Here is a 20,923-nt window from a genome sequence, read left to right as displayed (position 1 = left end):
GCTAAGTCTTTTTAATTATCAAATCAGATACTAATTTTCCGGAAATCAAGGAAGGTGGGACACCAGGCCCCGGAACTGTAAGCTGACCTGTAAAAAACAAATTCTTCACTTTACTACTTCTAAGGTTGGGTCTTAAAAAGGCAGTTTGTTTTAGTGTATTTGCCATGCCATATGCATTGCCCTTATAAGAATTGTATTGTTCAATAAAGTCATTTACACAAAAGCTCTCTTTAAATATAATGGAATTTTTAACATCTTGCCCTGTGCGTTTTTCAAATCTATCCATAATAATGTCGAAGTATTGCTTCCTTAATTGGGGAGTATCTTCCAAGTCTGGAGCTATGGGAACAAGGAAAAATCCATTTTCACATCCATCGGGAGCCATTGATTTGTCTGTGATGGACGGAAAGTTTGCGTAAAATAATGGGTTACTGGGCCATTTGGGGTCGTCATAAATTTCTTGGGCGTGTTTTTCAAAATCGGTGTCAAAAAAGAGATTATGGTGTTCTAGGTTTTTTAATTTTTTATCAAAACCAATATAAAAAAGCAAGGAGGAAGGGGCATAGACTTTACTATCCCAATAGTTTTCAGAATATTGCTTGTATTTATCGTCCAAAAGAGTCTCCGAGTGGTGGTAATCAGCACCACTGATAACAAAATCTGCCACTACATTTTTACCATTGGTATGTATTCCAGATACTTTTCCTTCAGAAACCAAGATTTTGGTTACGTTATTCTCGGTATGTATTTTCACCCCTAATTCTTCCGCCAAATTCTTCATGGCCTTAATGATTTCATACATGCCCCCTTTTGGATGCCAAGTGCCTAGTCCAAAATCAGCAAAATTCATGAAACTATAAAAAGAAGGTGTCTTACTCGGTTTGGCTCCTAAAAAAAGTACAGGAAACTCTAAAGTTGAAATTAATTTTGGATTCTTGAATCTTTTGCGGACTTCTTGACTGATGGTCTTAAAAAATTGGTCTACTCTAAAAACGGTTTCCTTTGTAACCAATTCCAAGGGGGATAGACCGGGTTTTAAAACAACTTTATTTATAGCTATATCATAATTTTCTTGCGCCTTACCTATAAAATCCCTTAAATGGGAGCTACTACCTGACTCAATTCGCTCGAACTCCCTACAAATTTTATCCATTGAATCTTCAATGGTGATGATGTCGTCATCAAAAAAAATTTTATAGGCTGGGTTCAATTTATCCAGTTGGTAATAGTCTGAAGTTTTTTTACCAAAATCCGCGAAAAACTTATCAAAAATATCGGGCATCCAATACCAACTAGGCCCAATATCAAACGTAAATCCTTCTCTTTTTAATTGTCTTGCACGCCCACCAACGGTACTGTTTTTTTCAAAAACAGAGACATCATAACCAGCTTTTGCCATATAGCAGGAAGCAGATAGGGACGAAAAACCAGAACCTATGATGATTACTTTCTTCATTTTAAATCGTCTTCTCTTAGATTACGCTTATTAAATGTTCAAGGGAATTGAAAGTCTTTATGGTGTTTGGAAGAAGATCTCTGTCTATATACTGGATCTGATGACCCAATACATAAAGTTTAGAGTTACCAGATGTGTTTAAGGTTTTTGAAAACTGATCGAAATATGCGGATAGTTCGTCTTTGGTGGGAGAAACTGTAAAATAGGATACAAAATGCACATTGTCATAATATTTCAATAAATCCACCAGACTTTCAATGGGCATGGTCTGTCCAAGATAGATGGATTTATAACCCCTTAGCACAATTTCGTAATTGAGATACAGCAAACCAATTTCATGAATTTCATTTTCGGGCAGAAAAAGTGCAAAAACCTTATCTTTTTGCGTAGGTTCCACCATTTGGAGTTTTTCAGTATTGATGTATATCTTTTGCTTTATCAAATGCGATATAAAATGCTCATGTGAGGGACTAATGGTATCTGTTTGCCACAAAAGCCCGAGCTCATTCAAAAGAGGAATAAATACTTCGTTGAAAATATCCCTGAATGATCTTTCTGATAGTAAGCTATTATAGGTGTTTTGAAAAAGTGTTTGGTCAAAGTTTACCATTGCTAATTTAAAAGCATTTAGGGCATGACTTTTTTCACTGTTATTTGAAACAATTTCCCTTACAAGTACAGGTATGTTGGATTCTTCTATTTTGGCTATTTTGGAAATCTTATAGCCATTATTATAGAGCAACGTAATATTCAATAGCTTTTGTAAACTTGGTAGACTGTATGTCCTAATGTTTGTACTTGTGCGTTCCGGCGTAAATAGATTATATCTTTTTTCCCAGATTCTAATGGTATGGGCTTTGATACCGGAGAGATTTTCCATATCCCTGATGCTGAAAGATTTTTTTACATTGTTCATCTTTTGAATATAAACGTTAAACAAATTTACAATTTATATGACATGAACCTAACTTATAATGATAAAACTTGCTTACTATTTTCATAAATAAAATAGAAAAAACCTCAGTTTTGGAAGAATTAACATGCAATTCGGGAAATGTGCAAGTGCCTAGGGATTGCTTTCCAGACCTTTTGGCGCTTATTAAAAGGACGGCCGATGTGTTGGGGTTCCACAATAACATCTAATGACAACGATAGGGATTAATGGGGATGTATTAAAGCTTATAAAACCAAAATCCATACTTGTGATGACCATTTTTAGAATAGCCTTTGGTTTTTTAATGTTGCAATTTCTTTGGAACGACTGGGTTCAAGATTGTTTTACGATAGTCATTATTTAAAAAACAAAACCCATTCAAAATAAGCAAATTTGAATGGGTTGAAGTGCCCACGACTGGAGTCGAACCAGCACGTCCTTTCGAACACTACCCCCTCAAGGTAGCGTGTCTACCAATTCCACCACGTGGGCTTTTTAACAACGAAAAGTAATTGAATGACTTAGAGTCAAAAAATTACTTTAGGTCGCCAAAAATACTAATAAATAGCTTTTGGATTTTATTTTATTAGTGGATAGTTTAAAAAACCTTTGACAGTATCAATTGGTTGGTTTTAATAGCATTGATTTTAAACTTGATGTATTCCTGTTGCCTTCAACCAACGATGCAGTTAGTGTATGGGTTCCCGCTCCCTTAAATTCAACAATACCCATATTATAACTTACATACTTTTCAGTTGCTGCCTGTTGGTTCTGTACCACAACTCCCTCATCGGTTACCACTTTCCATACTAACCTGTCTTCGCCTTTATAATTAAGGTCAATATAATAATAGCCAGCTTTTTGAACATTTACGGTCCAAGTTACGGAGCCATTGTCTTTCCAATTGCTTACTTGATTAACATGCTTCCATTCCCCAAATTTTTCCATCCATTTAATTTCCTCTTGTTCTGCATTGGAAACTTCTCCAAAATCCACTAGTAGGGTGGCCGCTATATTCGGATAAACCCCAAGATCGTTTTTGACCTTGGTTTTGCTTGCCTCATTCTTCATTTTTAGTTCAATAACGGAAACGGGTTTAACGGGTTTTTTGTGTGGAATTTCAAAAACAGTCCAATCTTGTTTTTTTTCAAATACTATCTCCTTGTTGTTGCTTCCATCCAAAATTCGTGCAGATTCAATCTCACTTTCCAAACCTGGTAAATATAGTTTTCCATCCTTGGGCCAATCGAAAACAGAGAGAAACAGGGAGTTGCCACTTGTAGTTACATCTCCCCAGGGTAGTGCATGACCCCAAGGTGAACTACCTGCTGCATAAACTACCTGAGGATATTTTTTAATCCAATCTCCCGCTTCCTCCAAAAATTCAACACCTATATTTGGAATATTACCTTTACCATCCGGCCCTACATTGAATAGATAGGAACCTCCCCTTGCAACTGTTGCTATAAGCCTATGAAGTATTATTTTAGGACTTTTAAAGTTATTGTCATACCAAGCATAGGACCAAGAATCATTATTGGTGTCACAAGTTTCCCATAAACCTTCAATATTTCGGGTAGGAACTTCCATATCGCCTTTACTTGCATAATCTCCCATACCATGTCCAACTCTGCTACACATCATGGCATTGGGCTGTAGTTCCTTTACTAAATCTACCAATTCAATTACATACTCTTTTTTCATATCGCCAGGTGTATCGAACCATACAAAATCTATGTCTCCGTAATTGGTGCAAATCTCCCTCACTTGTGGTTTACACTTGGAATAGAAGTAGTCTTTGAAGTTAACCTCTTTTCCCTTGGCATCTTTTTTAGGTCCCCCACTTGCGCCGGGAGCTGTCCAATCTTGATTATGGGAATAATAGAACCCAAAACCAAGACCAATTTCCTTACAGGCAGCGGATAGTTCTTTCATGGGGTCGCGTGCAAAAGGAGTTGCATCTACAATATTAAAATCACTTGCTTTGGAATCGAACATTGCAAAACCTTCATGGTGTTTGCTGGTAATGATAATATACTTCATGCCAGCATCTTTTGCCAATTGGGCAATTTTTTTGGCATTAAATTCTGATGGATTAAAATCCTCCGCGGTCTTTTTGTATTCCTCTGGTGGAATATTGGCTACCCTTGGATTCATTATCCATTCCCCAATTCCGTAGTAGGTTTTATCATTCCAGATTCCTCCTAAATTTGAAAACAGTCCCCAATGAATGAACATTCCAAAATTGCCCTCGTCAAATAGTTTGCCCTTTCCATTTTTTAATGCTTCCAAGGAGGCTTTTGACTCTCCCCACATCTCATTCATCTCCTTTGTTTCATTGATTTGAGATTGAAGGCTTAGACAAATAAATAAACCTAATATTGTATATTTTTTTCTCATCTATTCTCTTTTAGTTTTGTAATTCGAATGTGCGTTTTACTTTTTTTATGGATTTGATTTTCAGTGATTTTACTATAAAATTGGCCTGTTTATCAGAATCGTAAACTAATTTTTTTGTCAATGTGACTGTGTATAGCTTTTCTGAAATTATTCCATAGATATTTGATTGTTGTGTTGCAATAGCTTAGGCTCACCATCATTCATTCCAATTAAAAAGCCCAAAGTTCCGTTTGCAAGTTTTAAGGATTCAACATCTTTTGCATCACCTCGTGCAAACAATCCACTTTTGTTGGATGTTATGGCTTCAAAACCTTTGGCTGATCCAACCAAAACCATTCCCAAGCTCGAATCTGATCTTGGGGTTTCCGCTTCAGCAGTATATAGATTACCTACGATAAATAAATCTGGGTATTCATCATGGTTATAGTCAAACTCCTCTATGGCATTAATACTAGAAAATTGGGATTGTTTTGGCAACAAATGCATCTTTTTAAATTTGCCTTCAACGTTTTCAAACCAATGATGTCCAAAAGTGCTCACTTTATAGTGTAGCGAATTTTCCAACATATACTTACCGTAAATTTCTTCTAAGTCTGCCCCAGCAAAAGATCTATAGCTTGCAAAGCGTTTGGCAATTGCGGGTACCTGTTGCGACGAACATTCCCTACCTCTAAGAGGAACAGATTTTTCTTCCTTATTATAGCTGAGCACGATATCATTTTTGCCATTTTCGTCAAAATCATTAGCGTATACTTCAAAAGGAGAATCATTACTTGCCTGATACTTGTGGTTTAGCCCAAGGTTACCCGCTACAATATCTAAATCCCCATCATTGTCTACATCCAAACTTTTTATGGAATACCACCAACCCGTATGTTTGGATAAACCAAAATCTTCGGTTTTGTTGATTAGTTTCCCTTTGTCATTCTTGAAAATCGTTATGGGCATCCATTCTCCTGAAAGGATTAATTCAGGCCATTTATCCCCATCTAAATCAACCCATTCTGCATCGGTAATCATTCCAATTTCATTTAGTTCAGGGCAAGTGGAAGTTGTAACATTTTTGAATACCATTTCATTATCCACGCCGCCCATATTTTTTAAAAGCATGCTAGAAGCTGGGAAGGGATAATTTCCTGGCTGGTTTCTGCCTCCAATAAATATATCCATCAGTCCATCTTGATCAAAATCAGAGACCGCAATTGCTTTTCCTGCGGTTGTTTCTTTTGACAATGACGTACTAAGTTTTATAAAACCGTTTGGAGTATTTATGTACAAGCGATCAGAATGGTCCGCAAATTGGTTTCCGTGTGACACCACGTAGAGGTCTTGATCACCATCATTATCAAAATCGCCAAACACGGCACCTGCATCCTCTTGTATTTCATCTTGTTCCCATGGTCCTTTTAACTCAGTAAATCTTGAATCGGTTCCCTGTATAAAAAGTTTACCGGATTTTCTGGTTGCATTTCCGATGAAGAAATCATCCAGCCCATCATTGTTCACGTCTCCTTTTGCTAGACCTGGTCCTATTTTCGAATATTGATAGGGGAGAAGAGGTTCGGACAGATAGTCATCAAATAAGTCTTCTTCATGATTGAAATCAATCCCAGTATAGTTTGTCACATCAACAAAAGGGTAGGTTGGTTTCTCTTTTGAAATTGCTGGTCCATTTGCATGCGAATGTTCAATTATGATTTGTTTGTTGATGGCAGGCTTTTCAATAAGTTGTTCTTTTCCATCTGGCCAAACAATCCGAAGATTTTTAACAACTTTAGTGGTACCCAGGCCAAAATGTAAAATAGGCTCTACACTTGACTGAAAACCACGGGTAAGGGTCATCTCCTGCGTTTGTATACCATTTTCATTTTCTACTACTACTTTTGCGCCAAGTCCTATAGGATTTTCTTTTGGCCCGGTTAGACCAACCCTTATATAATTGGTGTTCTCCGTTTTATTTTCATAAAGTGTGGCTGCTTCGTCAATATTGTTGATTACTAGATCCAAATCCCCATCGTTGTCCAAATCCCCGTAGGACATTCCGTTAGAGAAGCCTTCTAAATCCAGATTCCATGCTTTTCCAACTTTTTTAAAGGTATTGTTGCCTTGGTTCTGATATGCATAATTTGCTATAGGCTCGCTGGCATAATCTGTAATGGATATGTTGAATGCTTGCTTAAAGGATTTAACCCCACTTCTATTGTTGATGTCATTATCATTAACGTCGCGTTTCATACCATTGGTGATGTACACATCTTTCCATCCGTCATTATCCAAGTCGGCAAAAAGTGTGGACCAACTCCAATCAGTTGATGCCATTTTAGACAACCGAGATATTTCACTCATTATGGGGACACTATCTTTATTGATTCCATTATTGATTTGAAGACTGTTTTGCATGTATTGGTAATGGAATCCGAGTTCAACACCTTCGTTGAAGCTTTGAGGGTTCATGCTGGCCATGTTTACACGTGCCCGCACGTAGTCTTCAGGTGTCATGTCTGCCTGAATCAAATCTATAAGACCATCGTTGTTAAAATCAGACGCATCTATGCCCATTCCAAACATGGAAGTATGCCCAGTAGCTGTTTTAACTACTTCCTTGAAGGTACCGTCTTGGTTGTTGATATAGAAGTAATCAGGTACATTAAAGTCGTTGGATAGATATAGATCCGGCCATCCATCGTTATTAAAATCTGAAGCAATGAGCCCTAGCGTGAGTCCAAAGTTTTGTACCCCGGTCTCACGGGTCACATCGGTAAAATGTTCATCTCCATCATTCCGGTAAAGATGACCACTCTCATTGAGCAAATTCTCCTCCATTTTAGAGCTATAAAACATATTGCCTTGGCTTAGAGGAACGAGTGGATAATTTGCCACAAACAAGTCAATGTCACCATCTTGGTCATAATCAAAAAAAGTGGACTGAATGGAGTTTGATGCATCATCAATGCCATATTCAGACGCTTGCTCAGTGAACGTTAAATCACCATTATTCACATAAAGTTCATTTTCTGTGTTTCCAAACTTTCCAGAAACGGAGACGTAGATGTCAAGCCATCCATCATTATTAATATCCGTCATGGTTACCCCAGTATACCAGCGGTCATCTCCCTCTACTTTTGCAGAAATGCTGATATCTTCAAATTGCATATTGCCTTTATTGAGGTACAGTTTATTGGGTACCATGTTTCCTGTGAAGAACACATCTGAAAACCCATCATTATTAATGTCGCCTATGGCCACTCCTCCTCCCATATAGATATAGGGAAATTGGAAATAGGTCAAAGAGTCGTTCTCCGTGATGGTATTGGTAAATGAAATTTTCGAATCTGAACCAGAAACTGAACTAAATACTGTTTCAGTTGTAGTGGATGTGTCTCTTGAATGCGTACAAGAAGTGAGTACGACTAAAAGACAACAAAAAAAAGTACAGCAATGGAAAATCTTCATTTTACAGTATAGGTAACTAAAAAAAAACACAAAAGCCCGCCCGTATTAAGGAGGGCTTTTGTATTGAGAAGGATTTAATTATATCCTTCATTTTGTGTATTCCAATTCGGGTTTGTATTTAGTTCTAATTCAGGAATTGGCAACAACTCTCTACCAGGTTGATAAAGAATAACAGCTGGTCTGTATTCTGGATGAGCTAAAAATGTACTTGACAAAATACCCCATCGTTTAAGATCTAAGGGCCTATGTGATTCATTACAAAGCTCAAGAACCCTTTCATCACGAACTCTCTGTCTGAAATCAGCTTGGCTTAGGCCGGAAGGAATATCTGGCATAGTTGCTCTTGCTCTAACCCTATTGATTGAAGTATATGCATCTGTTGTAGGTCCATTTGCTTCATTTTCGGCTTCGGCATGCATTAACAGTACATCAGCGAATCGTATAACTCTTTTATTGTTTGGTGAAGTGTTAAAAGCAGGTATTGCACCAGTTATATCAACATACTTAGCATTCTGCAAAGGCATTCTCAATGTGGGGTCTAGGGCATATGCTGCTAGGTCAGCTTCATACACATCCGCAAACAACCTGTCATTGAAAAATGGCGCATCTGGGTAATCCCAGACAAGTGTTTCAAAAGCACGTGGGTCAATATCACCATCTATATTAGTTTCTCTTGTAAAAAGTTCAAAAACCCAAGTATTCATTCTACTTGCAGACCTTGTTGATAAGTCAGCTTCATAAGAATTGTATCTAGCTGTTGATTGAACGTCTGACCCCCAACCTGCAGTCCAGGCTCCGGTTGCGTCAAATTGTATTTCAAATATGGACTCTGAGTTATTTTCCGTGGTTGATTTGAAGTTGTCTCCATAATCGTCCATTAGCTCAAATGTGCCGAACTCTCCATCAATAATCCGCTTAAATTGGGTGGCTGCATCGCCCCATTCTTCCAAGAATAAATGAGATTTACCTAACATGGCCGCCGCCGAGGCTTTTACAACCCTACCTTTGTTGTCATTGTCCCATGATGATGGCAGCAATGTGATTGCTGCATCCAGATCATCTTTAATCTGTTGCCAAATTTCAGCTTCTGAAGCCGGTGCCTGTTGGGTCTCCGCCAAACTTTCTGCTGGTTGAATAACGAGGGGCACACTTCCCCAATGATTGACCAACGTAAAGTATTGCAATGCCCTTAGAAAGTATGCTTCTCCAAGAATATTGTCCTTAAGCGTGGCATCCATATCTATATCGGGCACATTTTGTAAAACCAGATTGGCCCGGAAAATAACTTTCCACATTTCAGAGAAAGAGGCGGTAAAGTTACCATCTGTAGGGTTTGTATTAAAAATAGAGGTTGCCGAAGGGAAATCACCTTGAAAAAAAATCTCATCAGATCGAGAAATCTCATGCCCAGACCATATTCTACCATGATAGAATATAGTTGACAATGGACTGTATGCACCTACTATGGCACTGGTGGCATCTGCCTCAGTTTGCCAAAAATTATCTGGTGTAAGCGTATTGGGATTGGTTTGGTCAAGCGTTTTATCACAGCTCAAAACAAGTGCTAAGCAACAAAACGATTTAAAAATGTACTTTTTCATTTTTGTAATTTTAAATTTTTTAATACTATGGCTTAAAACCCGATTTGAATACCCATTATCATTGTTCTAGGAGTTGGATAGGCCGATTGGTCTATACCTGCAAAGAAAAGTACGTTGGTATTTGGTACTACAAGATTTTCATCATCCCTACTTCTACCAATTTCAGGATAGTAACCTGAGTAATTTGTAATAGTGAAGAGGTTTTGGACAGAGCCATAGATTCTTAATTTTCTTAGTTTAAGTTTCTCAATTGTCTTAGCTGGTAATGAATAGCCTAGTTGAATATTTCTTAACCTAAAATAGCTACCGTCTTCTACATAGAAAGAAGATGATCTCGCATTGTTGGCTCCACCACCAATTCTTGGTAAACTTGCATCTGTATTTTCAGGAGTCCAGAAGTCCAGTGCATCTCTTAGCAAATTACTATTCAAGGATAGTAAATTAGCCTGTCTTGTTGCATTCCAAATCTCAACGCCCGCTACGCCATTGAAAATCATGTTCAAATCAAAATTTTTGTACTGGGCATCTATGGAAAATCCATATTCAAATTCGGGAATATAGCTTCCCAAGGAAGTTTGATCTTCAAGATCTAAAATACCATCATTGTTGGTATCTTCATATCTAAAATCACCTAGTTGTGCATTTGGATCTGCCAAACCGGCAGCGAGGTCAGCGTCCAATTCATTTTGGTCATTATATGTGCCCGTTACTACATATCCATAGTATGCAGCAACTTCGCCACCTACGTCCGTTCGGGTAACTGTGCTTGTGGAGTTAGGCCCTGCTGTTATTGGTGCAACATTTTCTCCAAGGGAAAGTACTTCGTTATTTATAAATGTAATGTTTCCACTAACATTGAAATTAAAATCACCGAAACTGTTACTATAAGAAGTGGCAAGTTCTAACCCTTTGTTTTGTATTTCAGCAGCATTTTGAGCAACTGGGATAGTGGTTCCTGATGTGGGCGGAATATTTAGTGCAACCAAAATATCCTCGGATTGCTTATCAAAATAATCAGCCGTAAGTGTCAATTTATTATTAAAAAGACCAAGATCCACCCCTAAATTATATGTCTTTGTGGTTTCCCATACTAAATTAGGATTTGCAAATACAGTCTGTGAAACACCTGATGTTCTACCTTGGCCAGTACCTAAAACCGCATCACTATTAATATTCAGTACGGGTATAAAGGCATAATCCCCTATGCTTTGGGACCCAAGTTCACCGTAGCTTGCCCTAAGTTTTAAGTTACTGATAAGTGAATTATCCGACAGAAAATCTTCATTGGTAACTATCCATGAAGCACCAATTGAAGGGAACACTCCATATCTGTTTTCTTCAGAGAACCTAGAAGAACCGTCACGTCTAATGGTAGCTGTAATAAAATACTTTTCTGCAAAGTTATAGTTAAGTCTTCCAAAAGTTGATATCAGGGTATTAACAGCTTCAGTACCCCCAGTTTGTACAAGGGTACTTGCAGCACTTGCCTGCCTAATGTCATTTGAAGGGAATCCAGAAACCCATATCAGGCCTTGGTTTGTTGTTGTTTTCTGTGTAGTAAAACCTCCCAGAAGTTCAAAAGCATGTTTGTTAAAAGTCTTTTTATAATTTATAGTTCCTTCACCCAATAAGTTCACATACTTGGTTGTTCTATCAATTAGAGCGGCTTCGTCTAGATTGGCATTGATGGCATCTGAAATGAAGAATGTTGGAGTAAAAGTGTAATCTGAGGAAACAAAATATTGAAGCCCCAGGTTGGCTTTGACCGTTAAGCCTTCTATAATTTCGTAGCTGGCATTGACATTGCCAAGTAGATTATCCTTTGTCTCATGTCTATCTTGAAGAAGAGCCCGTCCAATATGGTTACTCCCATCAAAACCATGGTCTTCCAGATTGGCTCCACCAAATCCTCCATCATTGTCAGGATTTCTAAAAGGGATAGTAGGTAAAATATTGTTCCCTAAATTCCAAATAGTGTTTTTATTACGATAAGTAGAGGTAAAAGTCAAACTCTCCGATAATTTGAATTTACCCTTATTGATATTCATGTTGGCCCTAAACGTTTTTCTATCAAAATCCGATGCTACTATTATACCATCTTGATCAAGCCAGTTAGCAGAAACATCATAACTGATACCTTCACCACCACCAGCTACTCTCACAGACATATTCGTTACTGGAGCGGATGATATAGCGATATCGTCAATTATGGTATTTACGGTGGGGTCTAACTTTTCATTGAAACCTGGTAGCAAAAGTGGAGTTTGACCATCTGGAGTATTGGCAATAGTTTGTTCATTACGCAACTGCGCATATTCAGCGCCTGTAAGCCAATCCAATTTTTTAATTTGAGATTGAAAACCAGTACTAACTTCCAAATCAACGGTCATTCCGTCCCTTCCCTTGCCGTCATTTGTGGTAACAATAATAACTCCATTGGCAGCTCTAGATCCATAAATGGCTGCTGCAGATGCATCTTTCAAGATTTGAACGGATTTAATGTCCGATGGATTTAAAAAATCCATATTATCTGTAAATACCCCATCAATTACAAATAGAGGATTGGAATTGGTTAAAGATGAAACCCCTCGAATTACAATATTGGTCGGAGCACCAGGGCTACCTCCAACTGATTCTACTCTTACACCTGAAACTCTACCGAGTAATAATTGTGATGGATCTGCAACCTGCAATTTGTCCAATCCCTCACCTGACAAAGAACCAATAGCTCCTGTTAAATCAGATTTTTTCTGAGTTCCATATCCGATAACCACAATCTCATCGAGCTTTGCGGCATCTTCCTGCATGGTAATGTTTATTGTGCTGTTATCACCTACTGTTGCTGATTGGGTTTTCATACCGATATACGAAAAGGTAAGAACATCACCAGAACTGGCTTGAATGGTATAATTACCATCAAAATCAGTCTGTGTACCATTGATAGTTCCTTTTACAAGGACATTGACACCTGCAAGAGGAACTCCACTTTCATCGACAATTGTGCCCTGAATTGTGGTCTGTCGATTTTGGGAGAATCCCAAAAGGGAAATGGTAAGTAAAAGAAAAAAGGTTAATTTTTTTTTCATAATCATTTGTTGAGAATTTAGTTGTTAAATAGTCTTGGATGGTTGGACCAAATGTATTTTATAATTAATATTAAGACTTTCTCTTATCACCCATTCCGTTGCTTATTTCTACCATTTGGTTGCCCATTTATTGTGCAAGAAATAAGCAAAGCCTAAATACCATAGGGTTGACATCTCTTTAATAGAAACCTTATGACTAGTGAGTTATAAGGGTTTTGAATCAAACATATTTATCCTTTTTGCCTTTGATGCGGAAAGCAGCAGGGTATCAATCAATACAATGAAACATATAACTGAGTAGGAAGTCCTAGGCCTTTTTTAGATATTCCGAAGGAGACACGCCATGTAATTTTTTAAAGGATGTAGAGAAATATGAATTTGATTCAATACCAATTTGATACATGACTTCTGCCACGTTAAGGCCTTCATTATTTTTCAACAATTCGGCGGCCCTTTGCAAACGATAGTTTCTTAGATAAACATTTGGAATCTGTCCCGTGAGCTGTTTTAATCGCCGGTAAAAATGAGAAGTACTCAATCCTATTTTTGAAGCCAATTCTTCAATCCCAAAATTTGAATTGGAAATATTATTTTCTATAATATCTATTACGTTGCTCAAAAACTCCTTGTCCCTTTTTGAAATCCCAATATCCTTCTTTGGTAGAGTGCTATTCTTTGAAAAATATTCTTTTAATTGGACATTGTTTTGAATGAGCTTTTCAATTCGAAGTTCTAGGTGTTTTATTGAAAAAGGCTTACTTATATATTCATCGGCACCAAATTCCAATCCTTTAATGATATCTTGATTTTCTCCCAAAGCTGTCAACAACAATACGGGAATATGACATGTTGTAGTATCAGATTTTATTTTTTCACAAAACTCAAATCCATCCATTTCGGGCATCATAATGTCGCTAATGATTAAATCAGGTTGTTGCTGCTTAATTTTTTGCAGACCTTCAACACCATTATTTGCTAGGGTAACATTGTAAGTTTCTGATAAAGTACCCATTAAAAATGTTTGCACATCTACTTCATTTTCTACCACCAAAACGGTATGTTCTTTCAAAATTCCGTTTTTAGATACTACAGGTTCTTTCTGAGTTACCTCCGAAGACAAAGGCACCCAGTCTTTAATAAAGGATTTTTCGGAAATAGTTATTACATCTTCATTTTGTTCTTTTGCAAGTCTTGAAGGAATTGTGATGGAAAAACGTGTTTCAATATTGGGATTACTTTTTACGGAAATATCACCTCCCAATAAATCTATCAAGGATTTACAAAAAGCCAAACCTATTCCTCCACCACTAATGTTTCCATTTTTGTTGCCAAGTTGATAAAAGCGTTCAAAGATGTTTTCAAGGTCAGATTCAGGAATTCCTTTTCCTGTGTCTATTACATCAATTTTTATCATTTTTTGACCAGAGACATTGGTTATCCCTGACTCGATACTAATATTTCCACCTGGCGGGGTATTTTTAAAGGCGTTGGATAAAAGGTTGAAAATAATACGTTCAGACTTTTCTACGTCAATCACAATTTCTTCATTCGGGGAATTTATTTTATAGAAAAAGTTGATGTTTTTTTCAATAGCATAATCTTCAAAAGCTTCGGTAGTCGGATACATAAAACCACCCAAGGTATTCTTGCTTAAATTTAGATTAATATGTCCCTGTTCTGCTTTTCTGAAGGTAATTAATTGATCCGCAAGACTAAGAAGCCTTTTTGTGTTCTTTTGTATGATTGCAAGGTACTTGTAATTGTTTTCGTCCGTGTTGTGATTCATCACCTTTTCCAATGGGCCAGCTATTAACGTCAATGGGGTTCTAAATTCATGGGATAGATTGGTGAAATAGCGAAACTTACCTTGATTGATGGTATGTATTCTTTCTTTATCCAATTTTTCATATTTAAGCCGTTGCTTTAAGCGTTCATGCTGCACAAAATAGATAATTATTCCAGCGCAGATGGCAATGGCCAACAGTGAGAATATCAAGTAACTCCACCAAGTCCGGTACCATGGGGGAAGTATCTCTATATTAAGCACTTTTGTTTCCGTACTCCATACCCCATCTCCATTGGCCGCTTTTATGCGTAATACATAGCTTCCAGCAGAAAGGTTTGTATAGGTCACTGTTGTTTTTCCGGTATTCTCTTCTATCCAAGAATCGTTAAACCCATCCAATTTATAGGCAAGCCTATTTTTAGATGGTGCTGAGGTATGTTTAACAGCCACATTAAAAGCCATTATTTGTTGATTTTGGCTTATAACTATATTTTCTGTTTCTGAAATGGATTTTTTTAAGACAAACCTATCATTCAGTTTTGCTCCAATCTCAACCTTTTTATTGTTAATTAATAAATCGGTGATTAAAATTTCCGGCGGCTGGTCATTCAACTTTATTTCTTCAGGTTTAAAAATTGTTAAACCATTTAATCCACCAAAATAAAAGTATCCGGATTTCCCTTTAAAATAGGATGACTGTCTAAAATTATTTTGTGGTAAACCGTCATGTACATCAAAGACATCAACTTTATTATTATCCAAATGAAACCTTACCAATCCCATATCGGTACTTATCCATAATTTTTTGTCTCCCTCTTGAAGAATTCCATATATGGCATCATCGGGCAGTAGATTATTTTTTCTGAAGTATTCCACTTTTACTGGATTCCCTGCATTATCCAGTGACAATCTATTTAATCCACCACCAAAAGTTCCTATCCAAATATTTTGGTCATCACTTTTATGTATGGAGAAAATATCATTATAACTTAGTTTTATTTCCCCCTCTTGTTTATCTGTGATTATAGTATCAAAATCAAATTTTTGTCCATCAAACTTGCCGTGAAATAGACCTTCAGAAGTGCCAAACCAAAATGAATTGTTTTGATCGCTTAAAATGGTCCGAGTTCTCACGAGACCTAAATCGACAACAGAATTGGTTGAAATTGAAGGGTAGTTATGTGCTTCAATTTGTGACCATGGGTTTTCCAAAATCCGAATCTTATTTCCGGCTAGAAGAATATTTTTTTTATCTATTTGATATATATCCCCTGTGTATTGATCTGCGGCTGGGACCTCATTTTCGTTTATTTGTAATTCTTTGAACACATCTTTTTTAGGATTGTAGACAACAACAGTAGAATCCGTCCCAAACCATAAATACCCTCTGTCATCTTCATAAATACGTCTTACAATATCCCCATTGACTAGTGGGAACCTGCTTTCGAGATTCTCAAATTTCAGGTTCTGTACAGTATTTTCATTGACCAAATTGGTACTTCTATAGAGTGGTTTATTATAACCTGATATCCATAGTCTTCCCTTGCGATCTTCAATGATGGATGTTGTTAGGTTATCTGCTATAGAACTTTTGTCATATGGGTTGTTTGTATATGTAAAAAAACGCTTTTGGGTTATATCCAGTTTATTGATTCCTCCTTGGGCTGTGCCTATCCATAGAACATTAAAGTTGTCTTGGAAAATTGCATTGATAAACGGACTACTTAGGCCCAGTTCATTTTTAGGGTCAAAATCAAGGTGCTCAAAAATATCTTCTTCTTGGTTATAGATGAAGAGTCCTTTGTCTATTGTACCAACCCAAATTGAACCAGAATCGTCTTCAAAAATAGTATTGACCATTAAAGGAGAATTGGCAGATTCTTTTGCCGTCGAATCGCCAAAACTTTGTATGACGTGAGCTCGGGTTCTATCAATGGTAATCTTGTGCATTCCCTCAAAAGTGCCTACCCAGAATATATTTTTTTGGTTTAGGATTGATGTAATTTTTTGGTCTTTTAAAAAATTAAAGTGGTGTGCCGCCTTTACGCTTGAAAAATTGCCCAATGAATCTGTTCCAAAAGACAGCTCTTTTAAACCTTTTGAAGTTGCCAGTAATAGCGTATTTTTTTCCTTAAAGCTAAATTCATTGACGGATGCGATTTCAGGTTGTGATTTTAATAGGTTTTCGGAGATCTTAAAAACACCATTTTCAACATCAATAAGATTACAAGTGTATAATTGGTTTTCGCCGGAAAACCAAACTTCCCCATTTGGACCACCACTAATATGGGTTATTTGGATTTCATCAGGTATCGGAACGGTATAGAATTTTTCATACGATGGAACGTATGCGTTTAGTCCAAGGTTTGTTCCAATCCATAGAACACCGTTTACATCATTATGAATATATGTAATACTGTTACTTAGTATTTTGCCATTTGTGTTGGACTGTGTTGTATAGGTCTCAAATTCATAACCATTATACCTGATGAGCCCATTTGGTGTGCCAAACCACAAAAAGCCATATTTATCTTGCTCAATTGTGTTGATTGTGTTTTGATTGAACCCTTCTTTATTGGAAAAACGTTCAAAATTTTGTGCGGAAATAGACCATACACTAAACAGAGTAAATAGCAGTATTTTAAGAGAAAATACCGTTTTTTCTATATTAGAATATTCAATCATAATACAAGATTTCACTTAGATGTAAGGTCGAGGATTCTAAAAAATAGAGAGTTAGAACCACATAAAATATACTACAATTATAATGGAAATTTAATTGTCCGAACAATATAATACTAGTTACAAAATTAACTTTATTCTATTGTAGAGACCCAGAAATGTTGTTTTCGTAAAATACGTTAACGGATAAATATGCGTAATTTTGAATTTGGGGTTGTTCTTTTGAAGGGTGCTTGTTTTTTAAACCCTTCCACTTAAAATAATACCCTTCAGCTTTTAAAATTCATATTTAATTTTCTTTAATAGGTATAGTATGTTCAACACGGTTAAATGGTCTTTTTTGCTATCGTTACTAGTTGTTTTTAGCGGATGTAAGGATAAACAAAAACTAAAGTCAGAAGAGGTAAAACCTACTAATACAGTTGAAGCTACCGAGATTGTTGAGAAGGAAATAGTTCTTTTAAAAGAGAAACCTGAAGGGATGGAAGTTCCGGAAGGAATGGTATGGATTCCGGGAGGCACATTCAATCAGGGGGCGGTACCTCATGATAAAATGGCGATGGGCCATGAGAAGCCGGCGCATAAAGTTTCTGTAAATGGTTTCTTTATTGATATTACGGAGGTAACGAATGCAAAGTTTAAAAAATTTGTAACAGAAACAGGCTATGTTACAACTGCTGAACGGGCCATTGATTGGGAGGTTATGAAAAAACAACTGCCTGAGGGAACACCAAAGCCACACGACAGTATTATGCAGCCAGGCTCGTTGATTTTTAAAAAGCGAAAAAATGGTGTAGCCAATCTTTATGACTTCTCTCAATGGTGGGAATGGCGCATAGGAGCAGATTGGAAACATCCAAGTGGGCCAGGGACTTCAATAAAAGGAAAGGATAATAGTCCAGTAGTACATATAGCTTATGAAGATGCCAAAGCTTATTGCAATTGGGCAGGAAGACGCCTTCCTACTGAAGCTGAATGGGAACTAGCAGCCAAGGGCAACCAAGAAAACACTATTTACTTTTGGGGTGACGATGCCAGTGAACTGTCTAAAAGAGGAAATACATGGGAGGGGAAATTTCCTGTTTCCAATAGCAAATTAGATGGCTTTGAAGGTGTTGCACCCGTAAAGACCTATCCGCCAAATGATTTTGGTCTTTACGATATGGCCGGTAATGTTTGGGAATGGACAGATGATTGGTATAATTCCAAATATTATCAGGAAATGGTGTCTTCCAAAAAAGTTCTGTTGGATCCAATAGGAGCAGATATTCCTTTTAACAAAGACAACCCTTATGCTAAGGAAAAAGTAATCAAAGGAGGTTCTTTTTTATGCAATGCTTCCTATTGCGCCAGTTATCGTATTTCAGCAAGAATGGCCACTAGCTTGGATTCTTCTTTAGAACATTTAGGATTTAGAACGGTCGCAACTGTTGGGATGCTTCAAGAGGGGAACTAATCTATATTTTATCATGGTTGAGAGTTCCCCGTTAGCAATTTGCCTTTTGCGGTAGCATCAATCTTACGATTTAATTCTTAAATCGAGTTTTTGAGGCAAAAAAACTTTAAAAGCGATTATTCTTCTCTTCTTTTAGGTCTTTGTTCATGAAACTTCTTGAACTCATCTAAATCGATAAACCCATCTGAGTTTGTATCAATTTCATCAAATTTTTCAGCAAGTCTTCCTCTTTTCGCCTTACTAGCCTCCTCTTTGCTCAATTTTCCATCTTCATCAGTATCAAGGCGTTCCATAATTTTCTCAGGATCTGGCCTACCTTTTTCTCTATCGGTGTTTTCTTGGGCAACTCCTATAGCTGAGGTTAACAATGCAATGGTAAATAATAACGTGGTAAATGTTCCTTTTTTCATTTCGGTTTTCTTAAGATTTTGTTTTACACCTAATTTGATACAAAATGCACCAAAAGGTTTAATGGGCTAGTGTTTTTTATTTAAAATAGAGTTATATCCTTGAATTTAAATTAGTCAAAGTAAAATAGCATCTTCAAAAAGGTATGGACTACTCTAAATACCTTTTAGTTAAACTAATTATGATAACATATTTATGCAAGATTGTCATTTTACACCAAAGAAAATTATACAATCTACAACCGAGGCAAAAAAAGTATTAGTATTTGTCTTTTTTTTGGTGGTGAAAGACTTTGTCTAGGACTAATTTTATCTTGATAAACCTTAATGATTTAAATTACACAGTTTAGCGTTGGTAAGGCAATAAACTGTTAAAAATAATTAGTAGAGTTAGTTTTATTTGAGTTAGTTATTTTGGAGCGTGTAAAAATACACGCTCCAAATTATTCTTATTAAATCTCAGATGTATTTTTTGGCATAATGTTGAAATTATCCATTGCTGAAAATAACCAAGAAGCACTGTTGTAATTGTAAAGTTTCTTAAATGACAAAAAATCATCAATCACATCAAAGAAAAGACTCTTTGTATGACCATGGTTATTTTCCATTGTTCATTTCCTTAATCCCATGGTACGAAAAGAACAATGAACAAGATTGCCATTATGGTTTGATTGATACTAGGATACGACATGGTGAATGGAAAGTGATTGTCATAGATGCCCCAAGTAGAATAGAACTTTATAAGTTGAAATGAACCTATTTGGAATACATAACCCGATTGTCCTCTCAGTTTTCATATTGTTTTCTAGTTTGGTTATTGGCCAGGAGCGGTCTACAAAGACAAATGTGCTAATTGTTGATGGTTTTAGTAATCATGACTGGAAGCAAACTTCCTATATGGTTAAGACTATTTTGGAAAACAGTGGTTTTTTTGAAGTAAGTATTTCAACCATCCCTCTAGAATCCAAAACATGGAGGCCAAAGTTCAAAAAGTACGATGTTGTAATTCAAAATTCGAATAACATTCACGATAAGAACTTAAGGTGGCCAACAAAAGTTGAAAAAAGCCTGGAGAAATATGTAAAGTCAGGAGGTGGTCTATACATTCTTCACTCAGCGAACAATGCCTTTGCCGATTGGCCAGAATACAATGTAATGATTGGATTGGGGTGGAGAACTGCCAAGGAAGGCGTTGCATTGCAGGTTGAAGAAAGCGGTGAGGTTGCCCAAATACCAATTGGAGAAGGCAAAGCCACATATCATGGCCCCAGAAATGATGAGGTCATAAACATTCTTACGGACCACCCTATCAATAATGGCTTTCCAGAGGCATGGAAAACCCCAGATATGGAGCTTTATAAATACGCTAGGGGTCCTGCTCAAAATCTTATAGTGTTATCTTATGCCAAAGAAGAAAAGACAAATATCAATTGGCCAGTTGAATGGGTGATTGCTTATGGAAAAGGAAGAGTGTACAACTCCAGTATGGGCCATTTATGGAAAGGGGAGACTTATCCGGTTAGCTATCAATGTGTAGGATTTCAAACTACGCTGATTCGAGCCACTGAGTGGTTGGCGAAAGGAAGTGTTTCCTATCAAGTTCCAGATAATTTTCCAAGCGCATCTGAAATAAGCTTAATTGAAAAAAAGTGAGTCAATTCA

The 20,923-nt window shown here is 36.8% G+C and carries 11 protein-coding genes and 1 tRNA gene; 3 read left to right on the top strand and 9 right to left on the bottom strand.

Annotated features, from left to right (window positions below; translation table 11 throughout):
• Position 1: 1 nt before the first annotated feature.
• The 8 genes from AAY42_RS06555 to AAY42_RS06520 form a co-directional block, all read right to left on the bottom strand.
• Positions 2-1,456, bottom strand: coding sequence for a phytoene desaturase family protein (locus AAY42_RS06555; RefSeq protein WP_055393493.1), 1,455 nt, complete (start codon positions 1,454-1,456; stop codon positions 2-4).
• 16 nt (positions 1,457-1,472) lie between these two features.
• Positions 1,473-2,372, bottom strand: a complete 900-nt coding sequence (locus AAY42_RS06550) for a MerR family transcriptional regulator (protein WP_055393491.1) — start codon at positions 2,370-2,372, stop codon at positions 1,473-1,475.
• A gap of 426 nt (positions 2,373-2,798) precedes the next feature.
• Positions 2,799-2,882 (bottom strand) — tRNA-Leu (locus AAY42_RS06545).
• Between the two features lie 126 nt (positions 2,883-3,008).
• Complete coding sequence (locus AAY42_RS06540) at positions 3,009-4,790, bottom strand: alpha-L-fucosidase (RefSeq protein WP_055393489.1); 1,782 nt, start codon at positions 4,788-4,790, stop codon at positions 3,009-3,011.
• A gap of 147 nt (positions 4,791-4,937) precedes the next feature.
• Complete coding sequence (locus AAY42_RS06535) at positions 4,938-8,243, bottom strand: VCBS repeat-containing protein (RefSeq protein ID WP_055393488.1); 3,306 nt, start codon at positions 8,241-8,243, stop codon at positions 4,938-4,940.
• A gap of 74 nt (positions 8,244-8,317) precedes the next feature.
• Complete coding sequence (locus tag AAY42_RS06530; protein WP_055393486.1) at positions 8,318-9,844, bottom strand: RagB/SusD family nutrient uptake outer membrane protein; 1,527 nt, start codon at positions 9,842-9,844, stop codon at positions 8,318-8,320.
• 32 nt (positions 9,845-9,876) lie between these two features.
• Positions 9,877-12,930, bottom strand: a complete 3,054-nt coding sequence (locus tag AAY42_RS06525; RefSeq protein WP_055393484.1) for a SusC/RagA family TonB-linked outer membrane protein — start codon at positions 12,928-12,930, stop codon at positions 9,877-9,879.
• Between the two features lie 307 nt (positions 12,931-13,237).
• Positions 13,238-17,401 (bottom strand): hybrid sensor histidine kinase/response regulator transcription factor, encoded by a 4,164-nt coding sequence (locus tag AAY42_RS06520; RefSeq protein WP_055393482.1) that lies wholly within the window; start codon positions 17,399-17,401, stop codon positions 13,238-13,240.
• Between the two features lie 310 nt (positions 17,402-17,711).
• Here AAY42_RS06520 and AAY42_RS06515 point away from each other — a divergent pair, with 310 nt between their 5' ends.
• Positions 17,712-18,854 (top strand): formylglycine-generating enzyme family protein, encoded by a 1,143-nt coding sequence (locus tag AAY42_RS06515; protein ID WP_055393481.1) that lies wholly within the window; start codon positions 17,712-17,714, stop codon positions 18,852-18,854.
• Positions 18,855-18,970: 116 nt separating this feature from the next.
• Here AAY42_RS06515 and AAY42_RS18405 read toward each other — a convergent pair whose 3' ends face one another.
• Complete coding sequence (locus AAY42_RS18405) at positions 18,971-19,264, bottom strand: EF-hand domain-containing protein (RefSeq protein ID WP_055393479.1); 294 nt, start codon at positions 19,262-19,264, stop codon at positions 18,971-18,973.
• A 541-nt stretch (positions 19,265-19,805) separates the two neighbouring features.
• On the opposite strand from AAY42_RS18405, the gene AAY42_RS18125 reads away from it, so the two are divergent.
• Both AAY42_RS18125 and AAY42_RS06505 read left to right on the top strand, forming a co-directional pair.
• Positions 19,806-20,015: a hypothetical protein gene (locus AAY42_RS18125; protein WP_139063672.1), complete on the top strand. Its 210-nt coding sequence runs from the start codon at positions 19,806-19,808 to the stop codon at positions 20,013-20,015.
• The gene (locus tag AAY42_RS06505) at positions 20,012-20,914 is read left to right on the top strand and encodes a ThuA domain-containing protein (protein WP_055393477.1); all 903 of its coding nucleotides are present in this window, start codon (positions 20,012-20,014) and stop codon (positions 20,912-20,914) included. The genes AAY42_RS18125 and AAY42_RS06505 overlap by 4 nt, the downstream gene beginning before the upstream one ends.
• The last annotated feature ends 9 nt before the right edge of the window (positions 20,915-20,923 follow it).

This window comes from Flagellimonas eckloniae (assembly GCF_001413955.1).
Taxonomy (GTDB): domain Bacteria; phylum Bacteroidota; class Bacteroidia; order Flavobacteriales; family Flavobacteriaceae; genus Flagellimonas; species Flagellimonas eckloniae.
Note: the sequence above shows the minus strand (reverse complement) of the source record. Positions and strands in the feature narration are given on the sequence as shown.